The organism is Acinetobacter sp. NIPH 817, from assembly GCF_000368405.1.
Classification (GTDB): Bacteria; Pseudomonadota; Gammaproteobacteria; order Pseudomonadales; family Moraxellaceae; genus Acinetobacter.
Genome location: NZ_KB849420.1, coordinates 548,883 through 571,883 on the forward strand (window position 1 = coordinate 548,883; position 23,001 = coordinate 571,883).

Below are 23,001 nucleotides of genomic sequence, written 5' to 3' on the forward strand. Positions count from 1 at the left end.
GAAGTGCCTTTTGAGAAAATACCGAATTCAGGTGAGCGAGCTTTTTTAAAAATTGGAGATAAAAATCTCGCACTATTTAACGTTGCGACTCAGTTGTATGCAATCGATGACAGTTGTCCTCATCAGGGGGCATCGTTATTTAGTGGACGTCTAGAAGGACGAGTGATTCAGTGTTGTGCCCATGGTCTACGTTTTGATTTAACAAATGGCTGTTTAGTTAATTCTGCTCATCTCAAAGTTGCAACCTATCCCGTAGAAGTGATCGAGGACAAGGTATTTATTGTGATGGGCTGTGGGGAAAACCATGAGTAGTTTAGTTTTGAAAAATTTTTCCCAGCGTACAAGAGAATTAGCACCAGGCTTTGTGGTCAGTTCGGTCGTTGCTGCGGCTGCCTGTTTTTTATCAGAGCACTATGGTGCGCCAGTCATGTTATTTGCACTATTACTCGGCATGAGTGTGAATTTTTTAGCGGCTGAAAGTAAATGCAAGGCGGGGATCGAATTTACCGCACGGAGTGTGCTGCGGATGGGTATTGCCTTACTCGGAATGCGTATCACTTTGGGGCAAATTACCGCACTAGGTTGGCAGCCTGTTGCGTTAGTCGTCACTCTGGTTATTGTCACAATCGCCGTTTCTGTTATTGCCGCTAGAATCTTAGGCTTCCAAAAACTATTCGGCATGCTCACTGGTGGATCAACGGCAATCTGTGGTGCTTCAGCTGCATTGGCATTATCTGCTGCTTTTCCAAATCATCCGCAAAAAGAAAAAGCGACTTTATTTACCGTGATTGGCGTGTCGGCACTTTCAACATTTGCAATGATTGTCTATCCGATGATTGCGAAGTGGCTAGAGTTATCGCCACAAGCGGCTGGTGTGTTTCTTGGTGCTACGATTCACGATGTGGCACAAGTGGTCGGCGCTGGCTATAGCATGTCTACTCAAACAGGTGATACGGCGACTGTTGTTAAACTCATGCGTGTGGCGATGCTGCTTCCAGTCATTGTTTGTGCGGCTATGATTACCCGTATGCAAGGAGCAGATTCAACTGGAGAGCGGCCACCATTACTGCCTTGGTTTGCTGTTGGCTTTTTAATACTGGCTTGTATTAACAGTACAGGATGGGTACCAACGATGGTTCAAAATGGAATTAATGATTTATCACGCTGGTTTTTAGTCATTGCAATTAGTGCTTTAGGAATGAAAACTCAGTTAAAAGAATTAGCATCTGTCGGCATTAAACCGATTCTTTTAATGATCGGCGAAAGCATCTTTTTAGTGGTATTGGTTCTTGGGCTTATGCGCTTGTGGTTTTAATTTTAAAAATTAGATTTTTAAGGAAGCTATGGAGTAGTTCTCCAGCTTCCTTATATTTTAAATGACTTCATTTGGCGTCAAATAAAGAGAAATTAACTGAGCAGAGCTTTATTGTGACTACGCCACATATTTGGTGATATACCAAATTGGCTAATGAACCAACGTGTAAAAGAACTCGGCATTGAGTAACCTAAAATATCAGACACTTGAGCGAGTGAATAATTTAGATTTTTTAAATAACGAAATACGAGATCTTTGCGTACCTCATTCATTAAATCACTAAAACTCGTTTGAGCTTCTTCTAAACGACGCTGTAAGGTCCGAACATGAATACCATGTGTTTGAGCGACTTGATCAATCGTAGCGCGACCCATTGGCAAAAGAAGATAAATACTTTTACGAATATCAAAAATCATGGTCGATTCATTGCTATTCTGCAAAATATCTAAATAACGCTGTGCATGGTTGGCCATAGCCAGATTTGCTTGAGGGTTTGTTGTATCAAGTTCGGCCGCCGTACAAACAATGCCATTAAAGTCACTACCAAACTCGAGCGCACAGCCAAAAATCCGCCGATGCAAAGTTAAATCACTAGGCGGGTTATGGGTGAAGTGTACACTTAATGGCCGCCATTTTTGCATCATGAGTGCTGCACAAAAACGATGGGTGATTCCTAAAGCAAGTTCCGTCGCTTGGCGACTATACCCGCAAGTTGTTGTCACTACTTCCTCTCGAATAACAACCGTATCGTCAATTTCTTCGATATATATTTCAAGTGAGTTATTGAGTAAATTTCTATAACGAACAATCGTTTGTAGCGCTTCTCTCAAAGTATATTGGTAACTTAATAATAAGCTCAGTTCACCAAAATCCGCGATTTCACGTTGCTCTGCCATATATAAACCGAATACATCACAATTACTCATTTGGGCTGAGTCTTCAAGCAAGGTAATGGCTTTATCTACAGGAATACGTTGTTTAAGATCATTCAATTGAGTTTGGCTAAGCCCAACACGTGATAATAAATGGTAGGGATTTAGATCTAATTGCTGAGCAACTGCCAAATAATTTTTTAAAGAGGCGGTATGCGCAAGAGGCACCATTTTATTATCTCCTGTTCTTAATCAGCCATATTCCTTACAGCTCATATCTAGTTATAACTAAAATATCTACATTACAAAAGCTTTTATTTAAGAGCCTAATCGTGATGTCTACTTAATTTTAAAACTATTCTTTTGGCTCACTTGTAATTACAAAAACTATTTTAATTAATTTACGAAATTTTAAAAAGATGTGTCGTCAAATGAAAAGTCCGTGACGCCTTATGTACACCATTAACTGAAATGAGCCTTTATTGTGAATGGAGTTTTATAGAAATTCTTAGGGCTCCTAGATGGCAAAATTCACAGGCGTTGAAATGGAAAAAATACAAACCAAAGCAACAATTTTAATTATTCCGGGGTTGCGCGATCATGTTCCCGAGCATTGGCAAACGATCTTAGAAACAAAGCTAGCAAAGGTTCGCTCTGTACCACCTGTACAAACTAATAAACTCAATTGTGAAAATAGAGTTGCCGCCATACAAGCACAACTCGAACAAATACAAGGCCCAGTCATTTTGGTTGCACACAGCGCAGGCGTGCTGATGGCACTACACTGGGCTGCAAAATATCAACGACCAATTCAGGGTGCTTTACTTGTGGCTCCCCCTGACTTAAACGAAAGCTGGCCAGAAAATTATCCAAGCCCAACTGCACTTCATCAAGAAGGATGGAGTCCTTTACCAGATCAAGAACTACCTTTTCCCAGCATTTTGGTTGCAAGCACCAATGACCATTTAGCTCGTCATGAAGCTGTAGGTGAAATGGCAGAAAAGTGGGGTAGTCGACTCGTAAATTTAGGTGAAGTGGGACATTTAAACCCTGCATCTGGCTTTGGCTATTGGCCCTTGGCTGAACAATTCATTCAACAATTAGATCAGGTTGAACAACCAGCCTAGGGCAAAAAATAACTGCTTATGAAAACCATTTAAAGCCAATGGATGGCTTTGAGTAATAAGCAATAAATAAGAAAAATCATATTTATAGGGAGATAATATGATGGGTCATTACGTCTATTTAAATCAAAGAAATAATCACGTTTTATATATTCAAAAAATAGGTGTTTCATTAAGCCTAATTTTATTCATGTCTAAAGCAAATGCAGCGAATTTTGATATTGATAAAGACTGGAAGTTCGAGACAAAAACCACATTAAGCCTAGGTGCAAGTTGGAGTACACAAGATCCAACCGCTTCATTACTTTATCGGCCAGATGCAAACAAAATAGGCAAACAAGGTGCTAGCATTGATGTGAATGGTGATGATGGGCGCATGAATTTTAGTAAATATGATGCCATTTCACAGATCATCAGAGGTATAACTGAAGTTAAGCTAAATGGAAAACATCAAGGTGCAGTTATTAGCACTAAATACTGGTATGACCATGCCTATGAGACAGGACAAGGAGACTTTAAAACCTTTAATGACTCAGCATGGCCAAGGCTCGCAAAGTTCAAAGGTATCGATTTATGGAATGCCTATATATGGAAAGATTTTGAACTGGGTGGTGTAAAAAATATCAATTTAAAATTAGGCAAACAGACTTTAAATTGGGGCAAATCTCAGTTTTTTCAAAATGGTTTAAATTCGGTGAGTGCATTTGATTTTGCTGCGATTAACCGACCGGGTGGTGATGCAAAAGAAAGAATCATTCCAACCGAAATGTTTTCATTCGACACAAGCATTAATAAAAATTTGAAAATAGAAGGTTTCTATCAATTTAAATTTAGACCTTCAGTTGTTGATGGTAACGGAACTTTCTTTGAGATTTCGGACTTTGTGCCCGAAAATGCAGGCCCAGTTCTGATTGCTGGAGGTGGAGATAAATTATCAGATACCGCAATTCGTTTACGTACCTATATTCCACGTGCAGAAAGTAGAAAAGCAAAGGACAATGGCCAATATGGCATTGCTTTAAAACAGACATTACCAAGTTTAAATAATGCTGAGTTAGGTATTTACTATGCGAACTACCATAGCCGTAATGCAAACTTTGATGGAATGGCTGTAACAGCAGCAGGACCCGAACATTTTAATACCGCAAGTTATTTTTCTATCTATCCTGAAAATATCAAAATGTTTGGATTAAGTTTGACTGGGAAAGTTGGAACAACAACCGTTTTTAGTGAATTAACCCACAAACCTAATCAACCTTTGCAACTAAACGGTACAGACATTGTCTATGCTCAAGTGCTATCGGAAGGAACACCATTTGCGCCGCCGGGAAAAACTGTTGAATTGGGTCAATATATTCAAGGATATGTACGCTTACCCGTAACACAATTTTCGGTTGGAGCAACTGACAGCATATTCAATATTTTGGGAGCAAATTCGATGACATGGTCTACAGAGTTTGCCTTAAATCATATTGCAGATATTGGTAATCATCGGTTTGGCCGGACAGGCGCATTTGGCCGTAGTGAGCTTTCAACAGGTGCTTATAATCCTGAAACAGGCGAGTTTAAATGTACGCCGTATGGTACAGCCCATCTTACAAATGCAGAAATAGACAATTTAAATGAACGCTTTTGCAATAAAAACGGATTTTTTAATGAATGGTCATTTGGCTACCGATTACGTGGTGCATTAAATTATCAAGATATTTTACCCTCTACAGTGATTATGCCAAGTCTTAGTTTTAGACATGATGTTTATGGATATAGCCAAAACTTTCAAGAAGGGCAAATGAGTGTAAGTGCGGCGTTATCTATGACTTATCAGCAAAAATATACAACAGAGATTGCCTATAATAACTTTTTTGGTTCTAATGAATTTAGCACAATAGATGATCGAGATTTTGTATCATTAACATTTAAAGCTAATTTTTAGTTCAATTATTTTATAAAAAATATAGAAAGTCTCGTTATAAATAACATTTAGATGTGGAGAATAACTTTTGAAATTTAGATCAAAAATTGATTGGTGGCTTTTATTAATATTTATTGTTATCACTGCCAATATTGTTATAAAAATTTATGAAGCAAACCATCTTTATTCTTTAGCTTCAAATTTTCCACATCTCGTCATTTATAGTTTAATTATTTTTCTTATTTGGCTTCCCATATTTAATACTTATTATTTGGTAGAGAACGACACTTTAATGATTAAGAGTTTGGTATTCCGATGGAAAATTAATATTAATGATATTACCCAAATAGAGCCTACTCATAATCCACTTTCATCTCCAGCGCTCTCATTAGATCGGCTTAAAATTTATTATATGAAAAATGGAGAAATTACTTCAGTGATGATTTCACCAAAAGATAAAGAACGTTTTTTGCAAGCCATAAACAAAAGACTCCATTAAAGTTGCTTGTTTAATTGCAAACATAAATTACGCTATTTCCATGACGACAAAAAATAAATGGAGATAACCCATGACGACACGTTTTTTGCTGCCAGTTTTAGGCACTACGGTTTTAATTACATTAGCTGGATGCGCTTCATCCTCGCAATATCCGATTACTGAGAGTTATGGTCCAGATCCAAAATTACCTGAACCTAAATCAAGTTTATTTCCCACCGTTAATATAGCGCCAGCAGAAGGCTGGCCGAGTGGGGTAATGCCAAAACCCGCAGAAGGTTTAAAGGTAAAAGCATTTGCCAAAGGACTTGAGCATCCACGTTGGCTTTATGTATTGCCGAATGGTGACGTATTGGTTGCGGAAACAGATGCTCCACCTAAACCTGAAGACAGCAAAGGCATTAAAGGTAAAATTATGTCTTTTGTGATGAAGCGGGCAGGCTCATCTCATCCAAGTGCAAACCGTATTAGCTTACTTCGTGACACCAATGGAGATGGCGTCGCTGACCAGAAAACGGTATTTCTTCAAAACTTAAATTCTCCATTTGGTATGGCATTGGTTGGTAATAACTTATATATCGCCAATACGGATTCGCTTGTGCGTTTTCCTTATCAAGAGGGTGAAACTCAAATTACAGCCAGTGGAACCAAAGTGTTGGATTTACCGGGTGGTCCTTTAAACCACCATTGGACCAAAAATGTAATTGCTAATCCAGCTGGTACAAAGCTCTACATTACCGTTGGTTCTAACAGTAATGTTGCTGAAAATGGTCTAGATCAAGAAAAAGGCCGTGCACAAATTACAGAGTTTGATATTGCAAGTGGTCAGTCACGCCCATTTGCAACAGGACTGCGTAATCCTAATGGTATGGCTTGGCAACCGCAAAGTGGAAAACTTTGGACGGTTGTTAATGAGCGCGATGAAATTGGTAGTGACTTAGTACCTGACTATATGACGTCAGTCCAAGATGGAGCTTTTTATGGCTGGCCATATAGCTATTATGGTCAACATGTAGATGTGCGAGTAAAACCACAAAATCCGGAAATGGTTGCTCGTGCAATTAAACCCGACTATGCACTAGGTAACCACACGGCTTCTTTAGGTCTTGCATTTTACACAGCTGAACTCATGCCGCAATTTAGAGGAGGCGCATTGATCGGCCAGCATGGTTCTTGGAACCGTAAGCCTCACAGTGGTTATAAAGTCGTTTTTGTACCATTTAGAAGTGGTCAACCCTCTGGTCCACCACAAGATATCTTGACCGGATTCCTGAGTGATAAAGGCAAAGCGTATGGTCGTCCTGTGGGGGTAGCAATTGATTTTTCAGGTGCCGTATTAGTTGCAGATGATGTAGGTAATACGATTTGGCGCGTTTCACCGGTTGCCGAGACAACTTATGAAGCTCCAATGAAACATGCTATTGGAACCCCGCCAGGCACACCATAAAGTCTGTCAAAAATAATTGATTAGCATGGACGGCCTCTAAGCTTTATAGAGGCCATCCAATTGGCTATTATTTAATTTTTAAATAATTGAACAAAAAAAATACTAATTGGACTTTATAAGCCAACTTCTCAAAAATGAATATGTGAAAACGATAATGATGTTTAAGGAACAAACACATGAATACACATATTCGAATTGCCGTGGTCGGTAGTGGTATTGCTGGTCTGGCTTTAGCAAGTAATTTAAGTAAACATGCCCATTTAGATGTCCAAATGTTTGAATCTGCACCTCAGTTTTCTGAAATTGGGGCAGGGATTTCTTTTGGTGCCAATGCGGTCAAAGCCATTGAACTGTTAGGTTTAGCTAACGAATATCATGCAATTGCAGATAAAGTATCGCCACCATTTCAAGATGTTTGGTTTCAATGGCGCAATGGTTATACCGATGAATATTTATCTGCATCTATAGCGACAGGTGTAGGGCAGTCATCTGTTCATCGTGCTGATTTTCTAGATGCCATTATTCCTCACATGCCTACGCAAAATGTGCATTTTTCTAAACGCCTAGAGGCGATTGAAGAACAAGATGATCAGGTAATTTTGCACTTTAATGATGGTAGTCAGCATGAGTGCGATTATTTGATTGGGGCTGATGGTATCCGCTCGGTGGCGCGCCAATATGTTTTAGCTTCTCATCATTTACCACTAGTTCATCCACGTTTTTCAGGAACTTGGGCATATCGTGGAATTATTTCTTACGCTTCATTTAAAGAAGCTTTGCAGCAAATAAATGGCGATACAGATTTAGCAGATATTCCCCAAATGTTATTGGGTAAAGATAAACATATTTTAACGTTCCCCATTCGTAAAGGTGAGCAAATTAATATCGTTGCTTTCTGCTCAAACCGCGAAGATACAGTACTACCAGCCGATACACCGTGGACTAAGCCTGTCGATAAAGCTCAAATGCTTTCCGATTTTTCAGACTGGAGTGAAAGCTGCCAAACATTACTCGGTTTAATTGAACAGCCTACCATTTGGGCTTTACATGAAATTGAAGAGCTTTCGACTTATCAAAGTGCCTCAGGTCATGTCATTGTCATGGGCGACGCTGCACATGCGATGTTACCCCATCAAGGTGCAGGAGCAGGACAAGGTCTTGAAGATGCATTAATCCTTGCAGCATTATTGTCGACAAAAAACTTACAAGCAGATCAGTTAATCGATGTGTCTTCAATTTATGAAAAGCTCCGTTTAAAACGTGCTTGTCGTGTTCAACAAACTTCTCGTGAGTCTGGCGAAATTTATGAGTGTTATTCGACTCAGTACCCAACATTTACCGAAATTGGTGAACATCTTGAACATCGGTTTGATTGGTTATGGCAACACGACCTAGAACAGGATGTTGCAGAAGCAAAGCAACAATTACATCAATTAAAAATGGCAACCATTTAAATAAATTTTTGTTTTACACAAAATTTGCTAAGGAAAGCAATTATGGAAAAACTAAATGCAAATCAATTGATTGATGATGCAAGATTAACGCCATTACATTGGCGGGTGATCTTGCTGAGTGCGCTCATTATTATTTTTGATGGCTATGACTTAGTCATTTATGGTGTGGCATTGCCTAAGCTCATGCAACATTGGCAGTTAGATAGTATGACTGCTGGATTGCTGGGCAGTGTTGCATTATTTGGTATGATGTTTGGTGCCATGATTTTCGGTAGCTTAGTCGATAAATTAGAGTCTTATGGCTTTAGCCGTAAGCGTTTAATTATGCTGTGTGTTTTCATTTTTAGCAGTTTTACGGTGTTATGTGGTTTTGCCAACAGTCCTAAAGAGTTTGCCATTTATCGTTTTATTGCCGGCCTAGGTTTGGGCGGTGTAATGCCAAATGTCATTGCCATAATGACCGAGTTTGCCCCAAAGAAATTACGATCAACTTTGGTATCACTCATGTTTAGTGGCTATGCGATTGGTGGCATGAGCTCAGCGCTTTTAGGTATGTGGTTGGTACCTAAGTTTGGTTGGCAAATCATGTTTATTTTGGCGGGTATTCCACTCATTTCACTACCTATTATTTGGAAATTTTTACCCGAATCAATCGATTATCTGGTTCGCCAAAAAAAATGGAATGAGGTGCGTGATTTACTTAAACAGTTAGCGCCAGAACAAAACATAGCTGATCATACGAGCATCGTATTACATCAAGAAAATCAACAAACTGCGGCTCGACCTTTGGTTGCTCTATTTACTGAGAATCGTGCTTTAGTCACTGTGTTTTTCTGGCTGAGTGTATTTATGGCTTTACTCATGGTGTACGCGCTCGGTAACTGGATACCAAAACTCATGGTCGAGGCCGGATATGATTTATCAACCAGTCTGGTCTTTTTATTGGCGCTAAACTTGGGCGGGATGTTGGGTGCAATCGGTGGAGGCTACTTTGCTGATCGTTTTCACCTAGGTAAAGTCATTTGTTTACTCTTCTTAGCGGGTGCAGTGTCGCTCTACTTGTTGAGCTATGCTTTACCTATGGTCATTTTATATCTCTGTGTTGCCATTGCTGGAGCGGCATCTATTGGCGGGCAAATTTTATTGCTAGCTTATATGGCTCAGTTTTATCCTTCACCAATCCGCAGTACTGGCATTGGTATGGCTTTAGGAGTAGGCCGTATCGGGGCGATTTTAGGTCCGATTTTATGCGGCTGGCTTTTAAGTTTGCATCTACCCATTGCGTATAATTTTATCGCTCTAGCCATCCCTTGTGTGCTGGCAACCTTAAGTGTTATTGCCATAAGTATTTGCAATCGAACTAAACGCGTAATGCTAAATTCAAGTATATCTCCATAAGAATGAAGCATTTTTATTCCTATAAAAGGAACTAAACTCTAAACAAAGAAGTTAAAGTCTTTGTTTAGAGTATTTAAAGGATCAGAACCATGGATTTAGGTTTGATTAAAGTTTTTGTCTGTATTTATGAGTCTCGGCATATTAGTAAAGCTGCTGATAAATTAAATTTGAGTCAGCCTTCTGTGACTTATAATTTGAACCGTTTACGCCGTCAGTTAAATGATGAGTTGTTTACCCGAAGCCGAGGTGGGGTCGAACCGACAAAAGTTGCGCATGAGCTTTATCCAATTTTTCATCAAGCGATTTTTAATATTGAATCAGCGATCGCTCAAGCACAGGAATTTCGTCCTGAAAACTCAAATAAAACTTTCCGAATTGGACTGTCAGATGCTGGGGAGATTTGTCTCTTGCCTAGTCTTATGGCTTTTTTGCAGAAAACAGCGCCCTATATTCAAATTGAGATTGAAGAGATTCAGTCGTCTAAGGTTGAACAGTGGCTTATTGATGGCTTTTTAGATCTGGCAGTATTTAATAGTACACAGACTATAATGCCTAAAATAGAAACACGCACTCTATTTGAAGAAAGATATGTATGCATTGCTAGAGCTGACCATCCAAGGCTACAGCAGCAACTGACATTAGAGCAATATTTGCAAGAAGATCATGTTGCCATCAAGTCATCAACAGGGCATATCCAAGTTGAGCAATATTTAAAAACAATGGATTTGAAGCGACGAATTCGTTTAGAGGTTCCACATTTTAGCGTTTTACAAGGTGTTTTGCAGAGTTCAGATATGTTAGTGACATTACCGTCGCGAGCAGCTCGGCATTATCTAGCTCATGGTAATGTCCAAATGTTTGAATTACCTTTTGCTATGGATTCTTTTAAAGTGAGCTTGAACTGGTTTAATCGCAGTGATGATATTATTGCCAGAAAATGGCTGATTCAATCTGTCGGTCAAATATTTGAAGTTTTATAAGAACTATTTACAACTATTTAAAATTCTATTTTCAGATTAAGGGCTTTGATCTGAGAAGTGAGAAGTTAAAGTTCTTTCCAATTTATTATTAAATTTTGATAGCATTCGCGTTATACACAATAAGAATTGTATATGAATTATGACAGATCAATTAAGAGCAAAATTTGAGAATTTAGAACTGAACGCAGGTTTAGGGAAAATCAGCGCCTTTATTTCAATGTCACTCAGCTTACTTTGTCTGTTTGGTGCATTATGTTTTTTATTTCCCAGTGTATTAACGACCCCAGAACTCCGTCCTATTTATGCAAAACATTATCATCTTTTTTATTATGGGCTGATCACAGGCATTATTATTAGCGCTGGCTTTGGTGCATTTAGTGCAATTATTCGTCAAAACCGATATGGTTTTTATGGGTTGTGTTTTTCACTTGTGGCAGCGGTTTTGGGCTGTGGTGTAATTGAAGCACCCGTTTTACCAAGTGTACCGTTTTATGCAGGTATCGATTATTTTGTACTGACCTTATTTATTTTAGCTTTCATTTTTATTCCACTTGAAGGCTTTTTTGCTAAAAATCCCGAACAAAAAATATTAAGAGTAGGGTGGGTGACCGATATGAAGTATTTCATGGTTAGTCATATTGGCATTCAATTATTTAGCTTTTTAACGGTCATGCCGATTCAATATTGGATTACACATCTACCTGATAATCCAATTGTGCCTTATGTACAAGCTCAGCCGATTTGGCTGCAATTTATTGAACTATTAATTGTAGTCGACTTTACAGTGTATTGGTTGCACCGCGCTATGCATGAAGTTAATTTCTTATGGCGCTTTCACGCAATTCATCATTCAACTGAATATATGGATTGGTTAGCTTCTTCTCGTCTGCATGTCATTGAAGTGCTAATGACTCGCTTTATTGCGACATTACCTATTTTCCTGTTGGGCTTTCATACTTCAGCTGTTTTTGCTTATTTAGTTTTTATTTCGTTTCACGCTATTTTTATTCATTCCAATGTGCGTTTTCGTTTTCCATATTTGCGCTGGATTATCGCTACGCCAGAATTCCACCATTGGCATCACTCTTCAGAAAAACCTGCCATTGATAAAAATTACGCTGCGTTTATTCCATTTTATGATGTCATTTTTAAAACCGTCTATATGCCTAAACATTTGGCAAGTGTGTATGGAACAGTGGGCTATAAAATCCCAAATAGTTTTATAAAACAGTTTACTTGGCCTTTTAAAAAGTATGTAAAACGTTTTTTGAAACCTTGGAGTGATCAATAAAGCTTCATTTTTAGCTTATAAATGTAGAATGGATAAATAACATGTTTAAGCATTCTTCTTGGCATCTGCCGCTGCAAAATGAGCCATTTGGTCAGCATACGCTTTTTGAAAAGAAGGGCGTGTAGTGGCTCTTTGAACATATGCGAGACAATGGGGAAACTCTGTTAATCCATCAAATCTATTTACCAATCGTAATACGTCAGCCATAACAATGTCAGCAATAGAAAATGACTGCGTTAGCCATTCTCGCTCAGCAAGAATTGACTCCATATGTTGGAGTCGAGAGTGAAGAAAGGCATCAAATTGTTCGTGGGTGGGAGTATCTGTCTGAGCATTAGAAAATTTTAATAAAGCCCAAGGAAGGCTCGCCATTTCTACTGAATTAAGCGCTGCAAATAACCATTCTATAACTTCATTACGCTGTTTTGGATTGGTAGGTAAAAGTACAGCGCTACGTTCACCCAAATAAAATAGGATAGCGCCACTTTCAAAAATTGAAATATCACCATCTGTTAACCAAGGAACTTGCCCAAAAGGTTGGTGAGAAAAATGATCATCTCCTCGTTCATAAAAAGATACGCTATTTATTTTATAGGGCATTTTTGCCTCTTCTAATGCCCATCTTATCCTTATATCTCTTACAAAACCTCGTGGTAATTCTGGAACCCAGTCAAAAGTTGTCAAAATGAAATTATTCATAATAAATTTCCTTATATTTTATGATGATAACTAAAAAATCCTTTTGAATATTTTATTTGTTTTGTATCGAAACTCATCTTACGAGTGAATTTTGATATTAAAAATAGTCTAACGAATTTCAACAGACATCAATGTAGTAATCGGAAGCTAAATTATTTATTTAAGTATCATTTGTTTTAAATTATTTAAGTCAGCTTCATTTGAAACTGACTTTTTAACACATCCTTATTTACTTTTAATATTTTTAAAAATCATTAGAAGGGCGATCAGTGCAAGCCCAATAATTAAACTCATATAAATATTGGCACTGTTCATAAGTCCGATTTTACCCACAAAGTAGCCTGCCAAAATTGCTGGAACACTAAAAGCCAAATAGCTTTCAACAAAGAATGCAGCCATTAAACCTGCGCGTTCTTCGGGTAAAGCGAGAGGCATGACAGTACGAATTGCTCCCATGAAAGCTGTACCAAAACCCACTCCGGTAATAATAGAACCAATAAGTAGAACCACGGCACTTGTAAAATTGATCGCTAAAAATAAAACGGTTGCACCAATAATGATGGATAAGGTGCCCGTGAGCAAAATACGAAAATTGGTGGATTTTCTAAGCGTCAGAATCCCTGCCGCACCTGAAAGGGCGAGCGCCATAAACATACTGCCGTTTAGCCAAGCTGAAGATGTCTGAAAAATTTTTGCCAGTAAAGAGGGCATAAGTGATAAGAAAAAACCACTCACCATCCAAAGCGCAATATTAATAGGGCTAATACTTAATAGAGCACCTCTTGCTTGATGAGGAATAGCCATGTTGGGTTTTAATGAAGCCAGAGCTCCTGATCTTTTACGTACAGTCTCAGGGTTAAAGAAACTTAGAATAAGTTCAAATGCAAACAAAACACATAAGAGTTCAAAAACCAAATGTAAGGGTTGAGCTGAAAATTGCAGAATAAAACATGTAATAAAAACGCCTACTGCCATGCCGACCATGGGAGCAATACTATTAATTAGGGAACCATGATGCTTACTAAAATCTAAAATTGCAGCTCCAATTGCAGAAACGGCAAGACCTGTTGCGATACCTTGTAGGCCACGCGCAATAAATAACATAGAAACATCTGAGGCAAAAAGAAAAAAGCTCATTGAAGCGATTTGCAAAAAAATTGCTGAAATAATGACGGGCCGACGTCCGATATAATCAGATAAAGAACCAATAATGAGTAAAGAAGCAAGTAAGGTAAACGCGTAGGTCGCAAAAATTAAAGTTAAGATAACGGGCGAAAATTGCCATATCTGCTGATACAAACGATATAAAGGCGTAGGGGCACTAGACGCCGCCATAAAGGTCATAAGCGTGATTGTGTTTAAGGTCAATGCTACTGTTGAATCTAACTGAAAAATTGATCCAGACCGTTTTGAACTTGAATTGTTCATATAAGATGAATAACATAAAAGCGAATATTTAGCTTTTATACATGATTTTTACACTAAAGCAAATCATTAGCTTTAGTGTATTTTGTATATACAAATATTATTTTAATCGTTTTTATTGAAGTAGAGCTAATTAATGGCAAAAGTTGTTACTGGGTTACGCCCGGGTGGTCGTAGTGAAAGAATTCAAACAGCAGTTCATCAAGCAGTAAAAGAGCTTCAAAAAAACTTGGAGCAAAGCCAAATTACTATACCCATGATTGCTGATGAAGCAGGTGTAACACCTTCTACCATTTATCGTCGTTGGGGAGATATCAAACAGTTATTTTCAGATGTTGCCCTTAATAAACTTAAACCCGATATGGAGCCAAAAGATTTAGGCTCATTTCAACTCGATATCACGTCATGGATTGAACAATATTTTGAAGAGTACTCTTCTGAAGTAGGGCAAACATTGCTACGAGATTTGCTATATGCAACTGAATCTTCAAACGCTCGAAAGTGTGAAACTTTAATCGTTCAACAACTTGATATTATTCAAGCCAGAGCAAAGGCGCGTAATGAATTAACTATAGAAAATCAAGAAATTATCGAAGCTGTGATTGCACCTATGTTATTCCGCATCTTATTCACTGATCGTACATTAAGCTTAGACTATGTCCATATTTTATTAAAGCGGTTATTTAAGGCCCACCCTAATTTTAATTAATTTATCACAGCTTATTAGTGTAATTTTTTAACAAGAAATAGGGATTTTCTCTTGTTAAAAAATTATATATCAATTTTTCTTATTATTTTTAAATTAAATTTTCATAATTTAAAATTTACATGTTTTTAATAAAATCATTTATTTAATAAATGGTAGTCCTGAATCAGTTAAACAAGTCCTTAAAGCCGATTTCATTACCTTTAATAGAGTTAAATTTTAATATAAACAATAATTTAATATTTTTTTTAATAAATATTATAATTTTTCAAATCTTAAAATAAAAAGTATTCTATACAAATTAATGCATGATTTTTGAATTTGACATTTTTTAAATTTATAACACAGGGTGTTTTTTATTCTTTACAATGGCTTTTCCTTGTTAAAGCGGCTTGTGGTGCTAGCTTTATATTTTATTTTTTTATCCCCATCGAAAAGGTATTTAGATAATGGATTTCAATACCCTTGACCAAGAAACGGTACAGAAAAAACAGAAATTTCACCAAATTTTGTATGTACAGGTCATTTTTGCAATTATTTTGGGCATTTTAATTGGTCATTTTTACCCAGAACTTGGCGAAAGTTTAAAACCGCTTGGTGATGCATTCATCAAGATCGTTAAAATGATTATTGCTCCCGTCATCTTTTTAACAGTTGTTACAGGCATTGCCAGTATGACAAACATGAGCCGTGTGGGTCGTGTAACTGGTAAAGCGATGCTTTATTTTCTGACCTTCTCAAGCTTGGCTCTTGTGGTTGGTATGATTGTGGCAAATATTATCCAACCGGGTAAAGGCCTTAACATCGATCCTGCCACCTTAGTCAACGACAAAGTAAATACTTATGTTGAGAAGGCACATGCAACAAATATTACCGATTTCTTCATGAATATTATCCCGCAAACCTTAGTCAGTCCTCTGGCTGGTGGCGAGATTTTGCAGGTGTTATTTGTAGCGGTTCTATTTGGTATTTCTTTGGCTGCTTTAGGCGACCGAGCACGCCCAATTACCGATTTCTTAAATAACTTAACAGCTCCAGTTTTCTACTTGGTTGGTATGTTAATGAAGCTTGCTCCAATTGGTGCTTTTGGTGCAATGGCTTTCACGATCGGTGCTTATGGAATCGAATCAATTGGTAATTTATTACTATTAATTATGACGTTCTATATTACTGCGGTGTTATTTGTCGTAGTGATCTTAGGTGCAGTAGCTCGTTATAACGGTTTTTCAATTATTCATTTAATTCGTTATATCAAAGATGAACTTTGGTTGGTTTTAGGCACAAGTTCTTCAGAAGCAGCTTTGCCATCTTTAATGGACAAAATGCAAAAAGCAGGTTGTGAAAAATCGGTGGTAGGTCTGGTCATTCCAACGGGTTACTCATTTAACCTTGATGGTACAAATATCTACATGACTATGGCAGCTCTGTTTATTGCACAAGCGTGTAATGTAGATTTATCAATTAGTGAACAAATTGCATTACTTCTTGTTGCAATGGTAAGTTCTAAAGGTGCAGCAGGGGTGACTGGTGCAGGCTTTATTACTCTGGCCGCAACTCTATCAGTTGTGCCGGCTGTTCCTGTCGCGGGTATGGCTTTAATCCTTGGTATCGACCGTTTTATGTCTGAATGTCGTGCATTAACAAACTTAGTTGGTAATGCTTGTGCAACAATTGTAGTGGCACGTTGGGATAAGGCTTTAGATAAAGATCTTCTTGATAAAGCATTAAAGAACCATAAAGCAGATTAACCTTATAAAAAAATCTGTAGCTAAGGGCAATTTGGGAGAGTAGCCCTGCTACAGATTTTTTATTTAATAACTAAAAAATATATTTTAATTAAGCCATTCTAAAGTTCTGCAACATTACTTGTCTTTCAATAAAGACAGTACTGTAATTAAAATCGAATCGTGAAAAATTATGCTTTTAAGTGATCCTCAAACTCTTCACCTAATTGCATAGCTAATGAATTACCTGCTAAATCACAAGTGACCAAACCATATTCTTTTTTAAAACTAAAAGTAAAACCTTTCCCGTCAGCGAGATTTTTAACTGAATACCCTAACTTTTCTAACCAAATACGAAACGCAATCAAATTTTTAGCTTTAACAACCTTTTTCACGTGAGAACTCCTTCTATCCGTGGCATTACATCTTATTTATTAATAGGGTTTTAATTAGATTTTTTAAAGGGGCAAAACTTTGTTTTATTTTGCAACTTGTAAAAAAAGTAAGATAAAGAAATAAAAGATTTCATTTTTATAAAATTATGAGTGTCTTATGTAACTAAAAAATAATAACTTTTTATTTAAAGTGCTGTTTGTTTTAAATATTTTTAAAAAAATAAGTTCAACGATATTTTTAAAATAATGAGTAAATAAAAAATAGAGTAAATGTAAAAAATAATTACAGGCAACAGGTAATAAGCAAAAAGATACAGTTATTAAAATGAAACCGTATCTTCTTTTTTAAAGCTCAATTTTAGAAATTATCTTTAAGAGTACGTATATGTGCGAAGTCTTCAACACTTTCTGCGCGAAGAAAGGGATTGGTCGCCAACTCAAGTTCAATCGTACTTGGTAGCGTGATTAAACCTTGTTTTCGTAGTTCACGGACTTCTTGAGCTCGTTCTGCTAAGGCAAGATTATGAGGTTCTACCGTTAAAGCAAATTCGGCATTTGAAAGCGTGTATTCATGTGTGCAATAAACTTTTGTGCTGGTTGGTAATGCTGCTAGACGGCTCAGTGAGTGATACATTTGTTCAGCCGTGCCTTCAAATAATCGACCACATCCCATTGCAAATAAAGTATCACCACAAAATACAGCTTCTAATTCTTCAATAAAATATACAATGTGCCCTAGGGTATGACCTGGAGTTGCAATAATTTCTACTTTTAAATCATTAAATTTTAGATGATCGTCATGTTGTAAGGGATGGGTAATTCCCGGAATCTTTGTGAGCTCATCACGGGGACCATAGACAGTAATATTTTGGGCAGCCGTTAAATCAGCAACACCACCTATATGGTCTTTATGCCAATGAGTAAGCCAAATTTGTTTTAGATTTAACTGATGCTTCTGACAAAATTGGGTGACTAGTTCTGCTTCTGTTGGGTCAACTGCTACAGCTTCTTGGGTTTCAGTATCTTCTAAAATCCAGATATAGTTTTGGAGGGCATTCTGCACATCAATAAAATGAATTCTATAACGCATTGTTTTATCCTGAAACTAAATCCAAAGAGTAAATGAATAATAATGACTAAATCTGATCATACCAGAAAATGGTATTGAGCCATGTACTCAACTATCTTTAAGAAAAGAGTTGTAAAACAAAAAAAGCCCTCTAGAAGAGAGCTTTTTTGTATGGATGACTTAACGGAGTTTAGCGAGCCAGTTTCCTAGCGTTTGTACAATCTGTACTAATAGTAATAGGATAATGACTGTTAAAATAACAACGCTGGTATCAAAACGTTGATAACCATAAGAAATCGCTAAATCACCAATACCACCTGCACCAACTGCGCCAGCCATAGCGGTTGCACCGATAAGACTGATTGTCGCTGTTGTAAGGTTTAAAATGAGCGAACTGCGTGCTTCAGGCAAAATAAAGCGATAGATAATTTGCCAAGGTGTAGCACCCATTGCTTGAGCAGATTCAATAATTCCTTCATTGACTTCAAGCAATGAAGTTTCAATCAGACGTCCCATATAAGGACCAACATAAATAGTCAATGGAACAATAGCTGCCCATGTACCAATTGAAGTACCTACTAACAGCTTAGTAAGAGGAATCACTGCAATAAGTAAAATAATAAAGGGGAGGGAGCGTAAAGCATTTACAATTGGATTAAGTAAATGATAAATCACTTTATTCGGTAAAATGCCCTCTGGACGGGTAACTAATAAAATAATTCCCTGAATAAATCCCCAAATACCACCAAACAAAAGTGCGAAGAAAACCATGTTAAAGGTTTCTTGCAAAGCTGTAACGAATTGATCAATAGAAAGGGAGCTGTGCCAGAAAGGTTGAGTAAGTTCAGTTAACCATTGTACGATTAAATCTCTCATACTTGATCTCCTGATTGAACTACACCTACTTCATTTTGTTCCAAAAACTCAATAGCCTGCTTAATTAGCTGAGGATCACCTAAAAGCTGCACAAACATTTGACCAATGACTGTGCCATTAATTTCAGTCATGTTGGCAAATAAAATATTTAAGCTAATATCGAATTGTTTAATTAGTGACTGAATTACAGGTTCTTGAGCAGAACGCCCTAAAAACTGTAAACAGTAAATACTATGATGATGCTGGTTTTCAAGCTGATTTAAAATGTTCACAGGCAACTGTTGATGTAAAACAGTTTGAATGAAGTTTTTAGTCGTTGGATGTTGAGGTTTACTAAAGATATCAATCGTTGAACCTTGTTCAATGACTTTACCTGCTTCCATCACAGCCACATGATCACAAATAGTTTCGATGACATCCATTTCATGGGTCACCATAACAATCGTGATTTTTTGCTCTTGATTAATTTTCTTTAATAGTTCTAAAACTGACTTGGTTGTTTGCGGATCTAGGGCAGAAGTTGCTTCATCACACAAAAGAATTTTTGGATGATTTGCTAAAGCACGGGCAATACCAACACGTTGCTTTTGACCACCAGAAAGTTCATCTGGGTAAGCATCTTTTTTATGCTTAAGATCAATGAATTCTAATAATTCATTTAAGCGCTTTTCGCGTTCTACCTTGTTGTAATTCAGTAGGCGCATTGGCATTTCAATATTTTCAGCAACCGTCTTGGTTTGTAGCAAATTGAAGTGCTGAAAAATCATTCCAATACTTGCACGTTCCTGACGTAATGAGCGCGCATCCAAAGCGGTGAAATCTTTCTGATTAATAATGATTTGACCTTCTGTTGGTCGCTCAAGTAGGTTGATCAGGCGGATTAAGGTACTTTTACCTGCACCACTATAGCCAATGATGCCAAAAATACTGCCCTCTGGAATCTCTAAATTGATTTGGTCGAGTGCGCGTATGGTTTGACTTTTGAGCTGATAGTGCTTTGAAATGTTTTTAAATTGAATCATATCTTCAGAAACTATGCTGGAAAGAAAAAACAGGCAAAGAGAATTTGCCTGTTTCACGTTTGGGTTATTATATTACTATTTAGCTTCTGAGAGATAGCTGATCGGTTGATCTACGTCAACTTTTGTTCCACCTAAGTGTTCTTCAACGTATTTTTTAACAGCGGCAGTGTGGTAAAGCTTACCAACTTTTTGCAAGACAGGATCATTTTTACGTGATTCAGTAGTTGCTAGAACGTTTACACTAATTTTTGAGATTTGATCAATAGGTTCATAGAACATAGAATCTTTGAGTACGTTTAAACCTCCCTCGAGTGCTATGGTATTATTTAATACAACTGCATCAAATTCATTTTTAAGACGTAATGCAGTTTCCATTTTGATTGGTTTGATGTTGATCTTTTTGGGATTTTCGATAACATCAATTGGACTGCCATGAATAGGATTAAAGTCAGCTTTAAGCTTGATTAAGCCAGCAGTTTGTAACAAGAGTAGCGCACGAGATTCGCTGGCAGCATCATCCGGGATTGAAATAATTGCACCTTCAGGAAGTTCTTCAATTTTTTTGTATTTACTTGAATAAATCCCCATTGGCTCAATATAAGTGGTAGAAACTGGTGCAATCTTATCCGGGTTTGAATTATTAAATGCAGTAAGATAAGAATAAGCTTGGAATGCGTTCAAATCTACTTCTTTATTTGCAATTGCTGTATTCATTGAAACGGAGTCTGAGAAGTTTTTTACTTCTAACTTCAGTCCAGCAGCTTGGGTTTCAGGTAAAGATGCGATATAACGCCAAATTTCAGCATCCGAACCTGTAGAGGCAATTACTACCTTTTGTACTTTGGAACTATCATTGTTTTGTTCGGCTTGTTGAGCATTTTCTTGTTTGCTACATGCTGTCAATAATACTACTGACATGCTTAAAAAAAGGCTGATCAGCTTTTTCATTTAAAAAAGTCCTGATTAAGATATAGAACAATAAAGATTGATCTATATCAATATGAAAAGAGAGGAGTTGAAATTACAACTAGTCTAAACTCTGTGATCTTTTTCTGGGGTTCCATAATTTGCTTGCATATTTTGGCTATAACAGAGGGTAATTGTTTAATAAACAAAAACTGTTTCCCCAAACAGTTCATCCCCAACAGTAGCCAAACGAGCATTCATAAATTTAGAATATTAAAAAACTCTCTACAGGCATAATTTGTAGAGCAAGTCTTTATGGAAATTATTAAAACAGCAGTGTCTGATGACAGTTACAACTATGTACTAATGATAGCAATAAAAGTATGCTTGATATAGGGGACTTCTTTTTATTTGTTGATATCTTTAGCAAAATTTTAAAGATTTATACGATTTCTTATATCGTGATACGTAATAAAAAAGCCTCTATATAGAGGCTTTTTTATTAGCGTTTTAAACTTGTAGGTTTTTTAAGCTTTTTCACGTGCAATTGCGCGGTAGCCAATGTCATTACGATATTGCATACCAGTAAAGGTAACTTGACCACATACTTCTAGCGCATTAATTTGTGCTTCAAGAACGCTGTCGCCCAATGCTGTTACGCAAAGAACTCGACCACCAGAAGTCACGATGTGACCATCTTCACGAGTTGCAGTACCTGCATGGAAAATTTTAGTATCTTCAGGTGATTGTCCGATACCAGAAATTACATCGCCTTTGCGTACACTATCAGGATAGCCTTCAGCTGCGAGTACAATACCGATTGACTTACGCTCATCCCATTCAGCTTCTTTTGGTAAATTACCAGCAATACCAGCTTCTACCAATTCCACAAGAGATGATTTTAAACGCATCATGATCGGTTGAGTTTCAGGATCGCCAAAACGACAGTTAAACTCGATCACACGTGGTTGACCTTGCTCATCAATCATTAGACCAGCATATAAGAAACCAGTGTAAACATGTCCATCAGCAGCCATACCGTCAACAGTCGGACGCATGATTTCAGACATAACGCGTTCGAAAATGTCAGAAGTTACAACCGGAGCAGGAGAGTATGCACCCATACCGCCGGTGTTAGGACCTTGATCGCCTTCAAAAATACGCTTGTGATCTTGTGAAGTTGCCATTGGTAAAATATTTTTACCATCAATCATACAAATGAAAGAAGCTTCTTCACCCGCAAGGAACTGTTCAATCACAACGCGTGAACCAGCATCACCAAATTTGTTGCCAGCAAGCATGTCATCAATCGCTGCAAAAGCTTCTTCGTTGGTCATTGCAACGATTACGCCTTTACCAGCAGCAAGACCATCAGCTTTAATTACAATTGGCGCACCATTTTTTTCAACATACGCTTTAGCTGCATCTACTTCAGTGAAAACGTCATAGAAAGCAGTTGGAATGTTGTGACGCTTTAAAAAGTGCTTAGCAAATGCTTTTGAGCCTTCAAGCTGCGCTGCGTATTGAGTAGGTCCCCAAATTTTTAAACCTGCTTCACGTGCAGCATCTACCACGCCATTAACTAATGGTGCTTCTGGACCAACAATAATAAGATCAACATTATTTTCTTTAGCAAAAGCAATGATTGCTGAGTTGTCTAAAATATCAAGTTGAACATTAACACATTTGTCTTCTGTTGCAGTTCCAGCATTACCTGGCGCAACAAAAACTTGAGTAACATTGGTATCTTGCGCAATTTTCCATGCTAAAGCATGTTCACGACCACCACTACCTAAAACTAAAATATTCATTTTTAATTTGTTCCTTAACTTTAATCCTTTTCATCTCCCTCTATCCCTCAAGTTGGAGAGTTAGCTCCATTATTGTGGA

The 23,001-nt window shown here is 37.4% G+C and carries 21 protein-coding genes; 12 read left to right on the forward strand and 9 right to left on the reverse strand.

Annotated features, from left to right (window positions below; translation table 11 throughout):
* Positions 1-3: 3 nt before the first annotated feature.
* On the forward strand, positions 4-312 hold the full coding sequence (locus F968_RS06335; RefSeq protein ID WP_081399612.1) for a Rieske (2Fe-2S) protein: 309 nt from the start codon (positions 4-6) through the stop codon (positions 310-312).
* Entirely contained in the window at positions 305-1,315 is a 1,011-nt protein-coding gene (locus F968_RS06340) for a YeiH family protein (protein ID WP_004791394.1), read from the forward strand. The genes F968_RS06335 and F968_RS06340 overlap by 8 nt, the downstream gene beginning before the upstream one ends.
* A 92-nt stretch (positions 1,316-1,407) precedes the next feature.
* Here the strand turns inward: F968_RS06340 and F968_RS06345 are convergent, their stop codons facing one another.
* Positions 1,408-2,418: an AraC family transcriptional regulator gene (locus F968_RS06345; RefSeq protein WP_004791396.1), complete on the reverse strand. Its 1,011-nt coding sequence runs from the start codon at positions 2,416-2,418 to the stop codon at positions 1,408-1,410.
* 290 nt (positions 2,419-2,708) lie between these two features.
* Between F968_RS06345 and F968_RS06350 the strand changes: the two genes are divergently transcribed.
* From F968_RS06350 to F968_RS06385, 8 genes are all read left to right on the forward strand, one after another.
* Positions 2,709-3,314 (forward strand): RBBP9/YdeN family alpha/beta hydrolase, encoded by a 606-nt coding sequence (locus tag F968_RS06350; RefSeq protein WP_004791398.1) that lies wholly within the window; start codon positions 2,709-2,711, stop codon positions 3,312-3,314.
* 100 nt (positions 3,315-3,414) lie between these two features.
* Entirely contained in the window at positions 3,415-5,244 is a 1,830-nt protein-coding gene (locus F968_RS06355) for a DUF1302 domain-containing protein (RefSeq protein ID WP_081399613.1), read from the forward strand.
* Positions 5,245-5,311: 67 nt separating this feature from the next.
* Positions 5,312-5,722, forward strand: a complete 411-nt coding sequence (locus F968_RS06360; protein ID WP_004791402.1) for a PH domain-containing protein — start codon at positions 5,312-5,314, stop codon at positions 5,720-5,722.
* Positions 5,723-5,792: 70 nt separating this feature from the next.
* Entirely contained in the window at positions 5,793-7,166 is a 1,374-nt protein-coding gene (locus F968_RS06365) for a PQQ-dependent sugar dehydrogenase (protein ID WP_004791403.1), read from the forward strand.
* A gap of 176 nt (positions 7,167-7,342) precedes the next feature.
* On the forward strand, positions 7,343-8,620 hold the full coding sequence (gene salA / locus F968_RS06370) for a salicylate 1-monooxygenase (RefSeq protein ID WP_004791406.1): 1,278 nt from the start codon (positions 7,343-7,345) through the stop codon (positions 8,618-8,620).
* A 42-nt stretch (positions 8,621-8,662) separates the two neighbouring features.
* A complete protein-coding gene (locus F968_RS06375; RefSeq protein WP_004791407.1) occupies positions 8,663-10,018 on the forward strand; it encodes an MFS transporter in 1,356 nt (451 codons plus the stop codon).
* Between the two features lie 89 nt (positions 10,019-10,107).
* The gene (locus tag F968_RS06380) at positions 10,108-10,998 is read left to right on the forward strand and encodes a LysR family transcriptional regulator (protein WP_004791409.1); all 891 of its coding nucleotides are present in this window, start codon (positions 10,108-10,110) and stop codon (positions 10,996-10,998) included.
* 139 nt (positions 10,999-11,137) lie between these two features.
* Complete coding sequence (locus F968_RS06385; protein WP_004791411.1) at positions 11,138-12,289, forward strand: sterol desaturase family protein; 1,152 nt, start codon at positions 11,138-11,140, stop codon at positions 12,287-12,289.
* A 45-nt stretch (positions 12,290-12,334) separates the two neighbouring features.
* Here F968_RS06385 and F968_RS06390 read toward each other — a convergent pair whose 3' ends face one another.
* Together F968_RS06390 and F968_RS06395 are read right to left on the reverse strand one after the other, a co-directional pair.
* Positions 12,335-12,988, reverse strand: coding sequence for a glutathione S-transferase family protein (locus tag F968_RS06390; RefSeq protein ID WP_004791413.1), 654 nt, complete (start codon positions 12,986-12,988; stop codon positions 12,335-12,337).
* Positions 12,989-13,213: 225 nt separating this feature from the next.
* On the reverse strand, positions 13,214-14,416 hold the full coding sequence (locus F968_RS06395) for an MFS transporter (RefSeq protein WP_004791414.1): 1,203 nt from the start codon (positions 14,414-14,416) through the stop codon (positions 13,214-13,216).
* A 133-nt stretch (positions 14,417-14,549) separates the two neighbouring features.
* On the opposite strand from F968_RS06395, the gene F968_RS06400 reads away from it, so the two are divergent.
* Both F968_RS06400 and F968_RS06405 read left to right on the forward strand, forming a co-directional pair.
* Positions 14,550-15,122, forward strand: coding sequence for a TetR/AcrR family transcriptional regulator (locus F968_RS06400; RefSeq protein WP_004791416.1), 573 nt, complete (start codon positions 14,550-14,552; stop codon positions 15,120-15,122).
* A 446-nt stretch (positions 15,123-15,568) separates the two neighbouring features.
* On the forward strand, positions 15,569-16,867 hold the full coding sequence (locus tag F968_RS06405; protein ID WP_004791418.1) for a dicarboxylate/amino acid:cation symporter: 1,299 nt from the start codon (positions 15,569-15,571) through the stop codon (positions 16,865-16,867).
* 167 nt (positions 16,868-17,034) lie between these two features.
* Here the strand turns inward: F968_RS06405 and F968_RS06410 are convergent, their stop codons facing one another.
* The 6 genes from F968_RS06410 to purD form a co-directional block, all read right to left on the reverse strand.
* Complete coding sequence (locus tag F968_RS06410; RefSeq protein ID WP_002119766.1) at positions 17,035-17,238, reverse strand: hypothetical protein; 204 nt, start codon at positions 17,236-17,238, stop codon at positions 17,035-17,037.
* Between the two features lie 358 nt (positions 17,239-17,596).
* Complete coding sequence (gloB, locus tag F968_RS06415; RefSeq protein ID WP_004791421.1) at positions 17,597-18,328, reverse strand: hydroxyacylglutathione hydrolase; 732 nt, start codon at positions 18,326-18,328, stop codon at positions 17,597-17,599.
* A 159-nt stretch (positions 18,329-18,487) separates the two neighbouring features.
* Positions 18,488-19,183, reverse strand: coding sequence for a methionine ABC transporter permease (locus F968_RS06420; RefSeq protein WP_004791423.1), 696 nt, complete (start codon positions 19,181-19,183; stop codon positions 18,488-18,490).
* A complete protein-coding gene (locus F968_RS06425; protein WP_004791425.1) occupies positions 19,180-20,205 on the reverse strand; it encodes a methionine ABC transporter ATP-binding protein in 1,026 nt (341 codons plus the stop codon). Before F968_RS06425 ends, F968_RS06420 begins: the two co-directional genes overlap by 4 nt.
* 75 nt (positions 20,206-20,280) lie before the next feature.
* The gene (locus F968_RS06430; protein WP_004791427.1) at positions 20,281-21,153 is read right to left on the reverse strand and encodes a MetQ/NlpA family ABC transporter substrate-binding protein; all 873 of its coding nucleotides are present in this window, start codon (positions 21,151-21,153) and stop codon (positions 20,281-20,283) included.
* A gap of 485 nt (positions 21,154-21,638) precedes the next feature.
* A complete protein-coding gene (gene purD / locus F968_RS06435) occupies positions 21,639-22,922 on the reverse strand; it encodes a phosphoribosylamine--glycine ligase (RefSeq protein WP_004791429.1) in 1,284 nt (427 codons plus the stop codon).
* Positions 22,923-23,001 lie beyond the last annotated feature (79 nt).

What these genes read in the sequence shown, in the direction of transcription:
- F968_RS06340 (WP_004791394.1), top strand. Translation starts at nt 305, where the DNA reads ATGAGTAGTTTAGTTTTGAAAAATTTTTCCCAGCGTACAAGAGAATTA.
- F968_RS06345 (WP_004791396.1), bottom strand. Translation starts at nt 2,418, where the DNA reads ATGGTGCCTCTTGCGCATACCGCCTCTTTAAAAAATTATTTGGCAGTT.
- F968_RS06350 (WP_004791398.1), top strand. Translation starts at nt 2,709, where the DNA reads ATGGCAAAATTCACAGGCGTTGAAATGGAAAAAATACAAACCAAAGCA.
- F968_RS06355 (WP_081399613.1), top strand. Translation starts at nt 3,415, where the DNA reads ATGGGTCATTACGTCTATTTAAATCAAAGAAATAATCACGTTTTATAT.
- F968_RS06365 (WP_004791403.1), top strand. Translation starts at nt 5,793, where the DNA reads ATGACGACACGTTTTTTGCTGCCAGTTTTAGGCACTACGGTTTTAATT.
- salA (WP_004791406.1), top strand. Translation starts at nt 7,343, where the DNA reads ATGAATACACATATTCGAATTGCCGTGGTCGGTAGTGGTATTGCTGGT.
- F968_RS06375 (WP_004791407.1), top strand. Translation starts at nt 8,663, where the DNA reads ATGGAAAAACTAAATGCAAATCAATTGATTGATGATGCAAGATTAACG.
- F968_RS06380 (WP_004791409.1), top strand. Translation starts at nt 10,108, where the DNA reads ATGGATTTAGGTTTGATTAAAGTTTTTGTCTGTATTTATGAGTCTCGG.
- F968_RS06385 (WP_004791411.1), top strand. Translation starts at nt 11,138, where the DNA reads ATGACAGATCAATTAAGAGCAAAATTTGAGAATTTAGAACTGAACGCA.
- F968_RS06390 (WP_004791413.1), bottom strand. Translation starts at nt 12,988, where the DNA reads ATGAATAATTTCATTTTGACAACTTTTGACTGGGTTCCAGAATTACCA.
- F968_RS06395 (WP_004791414.1), bottom strand. Translation starts at nt 14,416, where the DNA reads ATGAACAATTCAAGTTCAAAACGGTCTGGATCAATTTTTCAGTTAGAT.
- F968_RS06400 (WP_004791416.1), top strand. Translation starts at nt 14,550, where the DNA reads ATGGCAAAAGTTGTTACTGGGTTACGCCCGGGTGGTCGTAGTGAAAGA.
- F968_RS06405 (WP_004791418.1), top strand. Translation starts at nt 15,569, where the DNA reads ATGGATTTCAATACCCTTGACCAAGAAACGGTACAGAAAAAACAGAAA.
- gloB (WP_004791421.1), bottom strand. Translation starts at nt 18,328, where the DNA reads ATGCGTTATAGAATTCATTTTATTGATGTGCAGAATGCCCTCCAAAAC.
- F968_RS06420 (WP_004791423.1), bottom strand. Translation starts at nt 19,183, where the DNA reads ATGAGAGATTTAATCGTACAATGGTTAACTGAACTTACTCAACCTTTC.
- F968_RS06425 (WP_004791425.1), bottom strand. Translation starts at nt 20,205, where the DNA reads ATGATTCAATTTAAAAACATTTCAAAGCACTATCAGCTCAAAAGTCAA.
- F968_RS06430 (WP_004791427.1), bottom strand. Translation starts at nt 21,153, where the DNA reads ATGAAAAAGCTGATCAGCCTTTTTTTAAGCATGTCAGTAGTATTATTG.
- purD (WP_004791429.1), bottom strand. Translation starts at nt 22,922, where the DNA reads ATGAATATTTTAGTTTTAGGTAGTGGTGGTCGTGAACATGCTTTAGCA.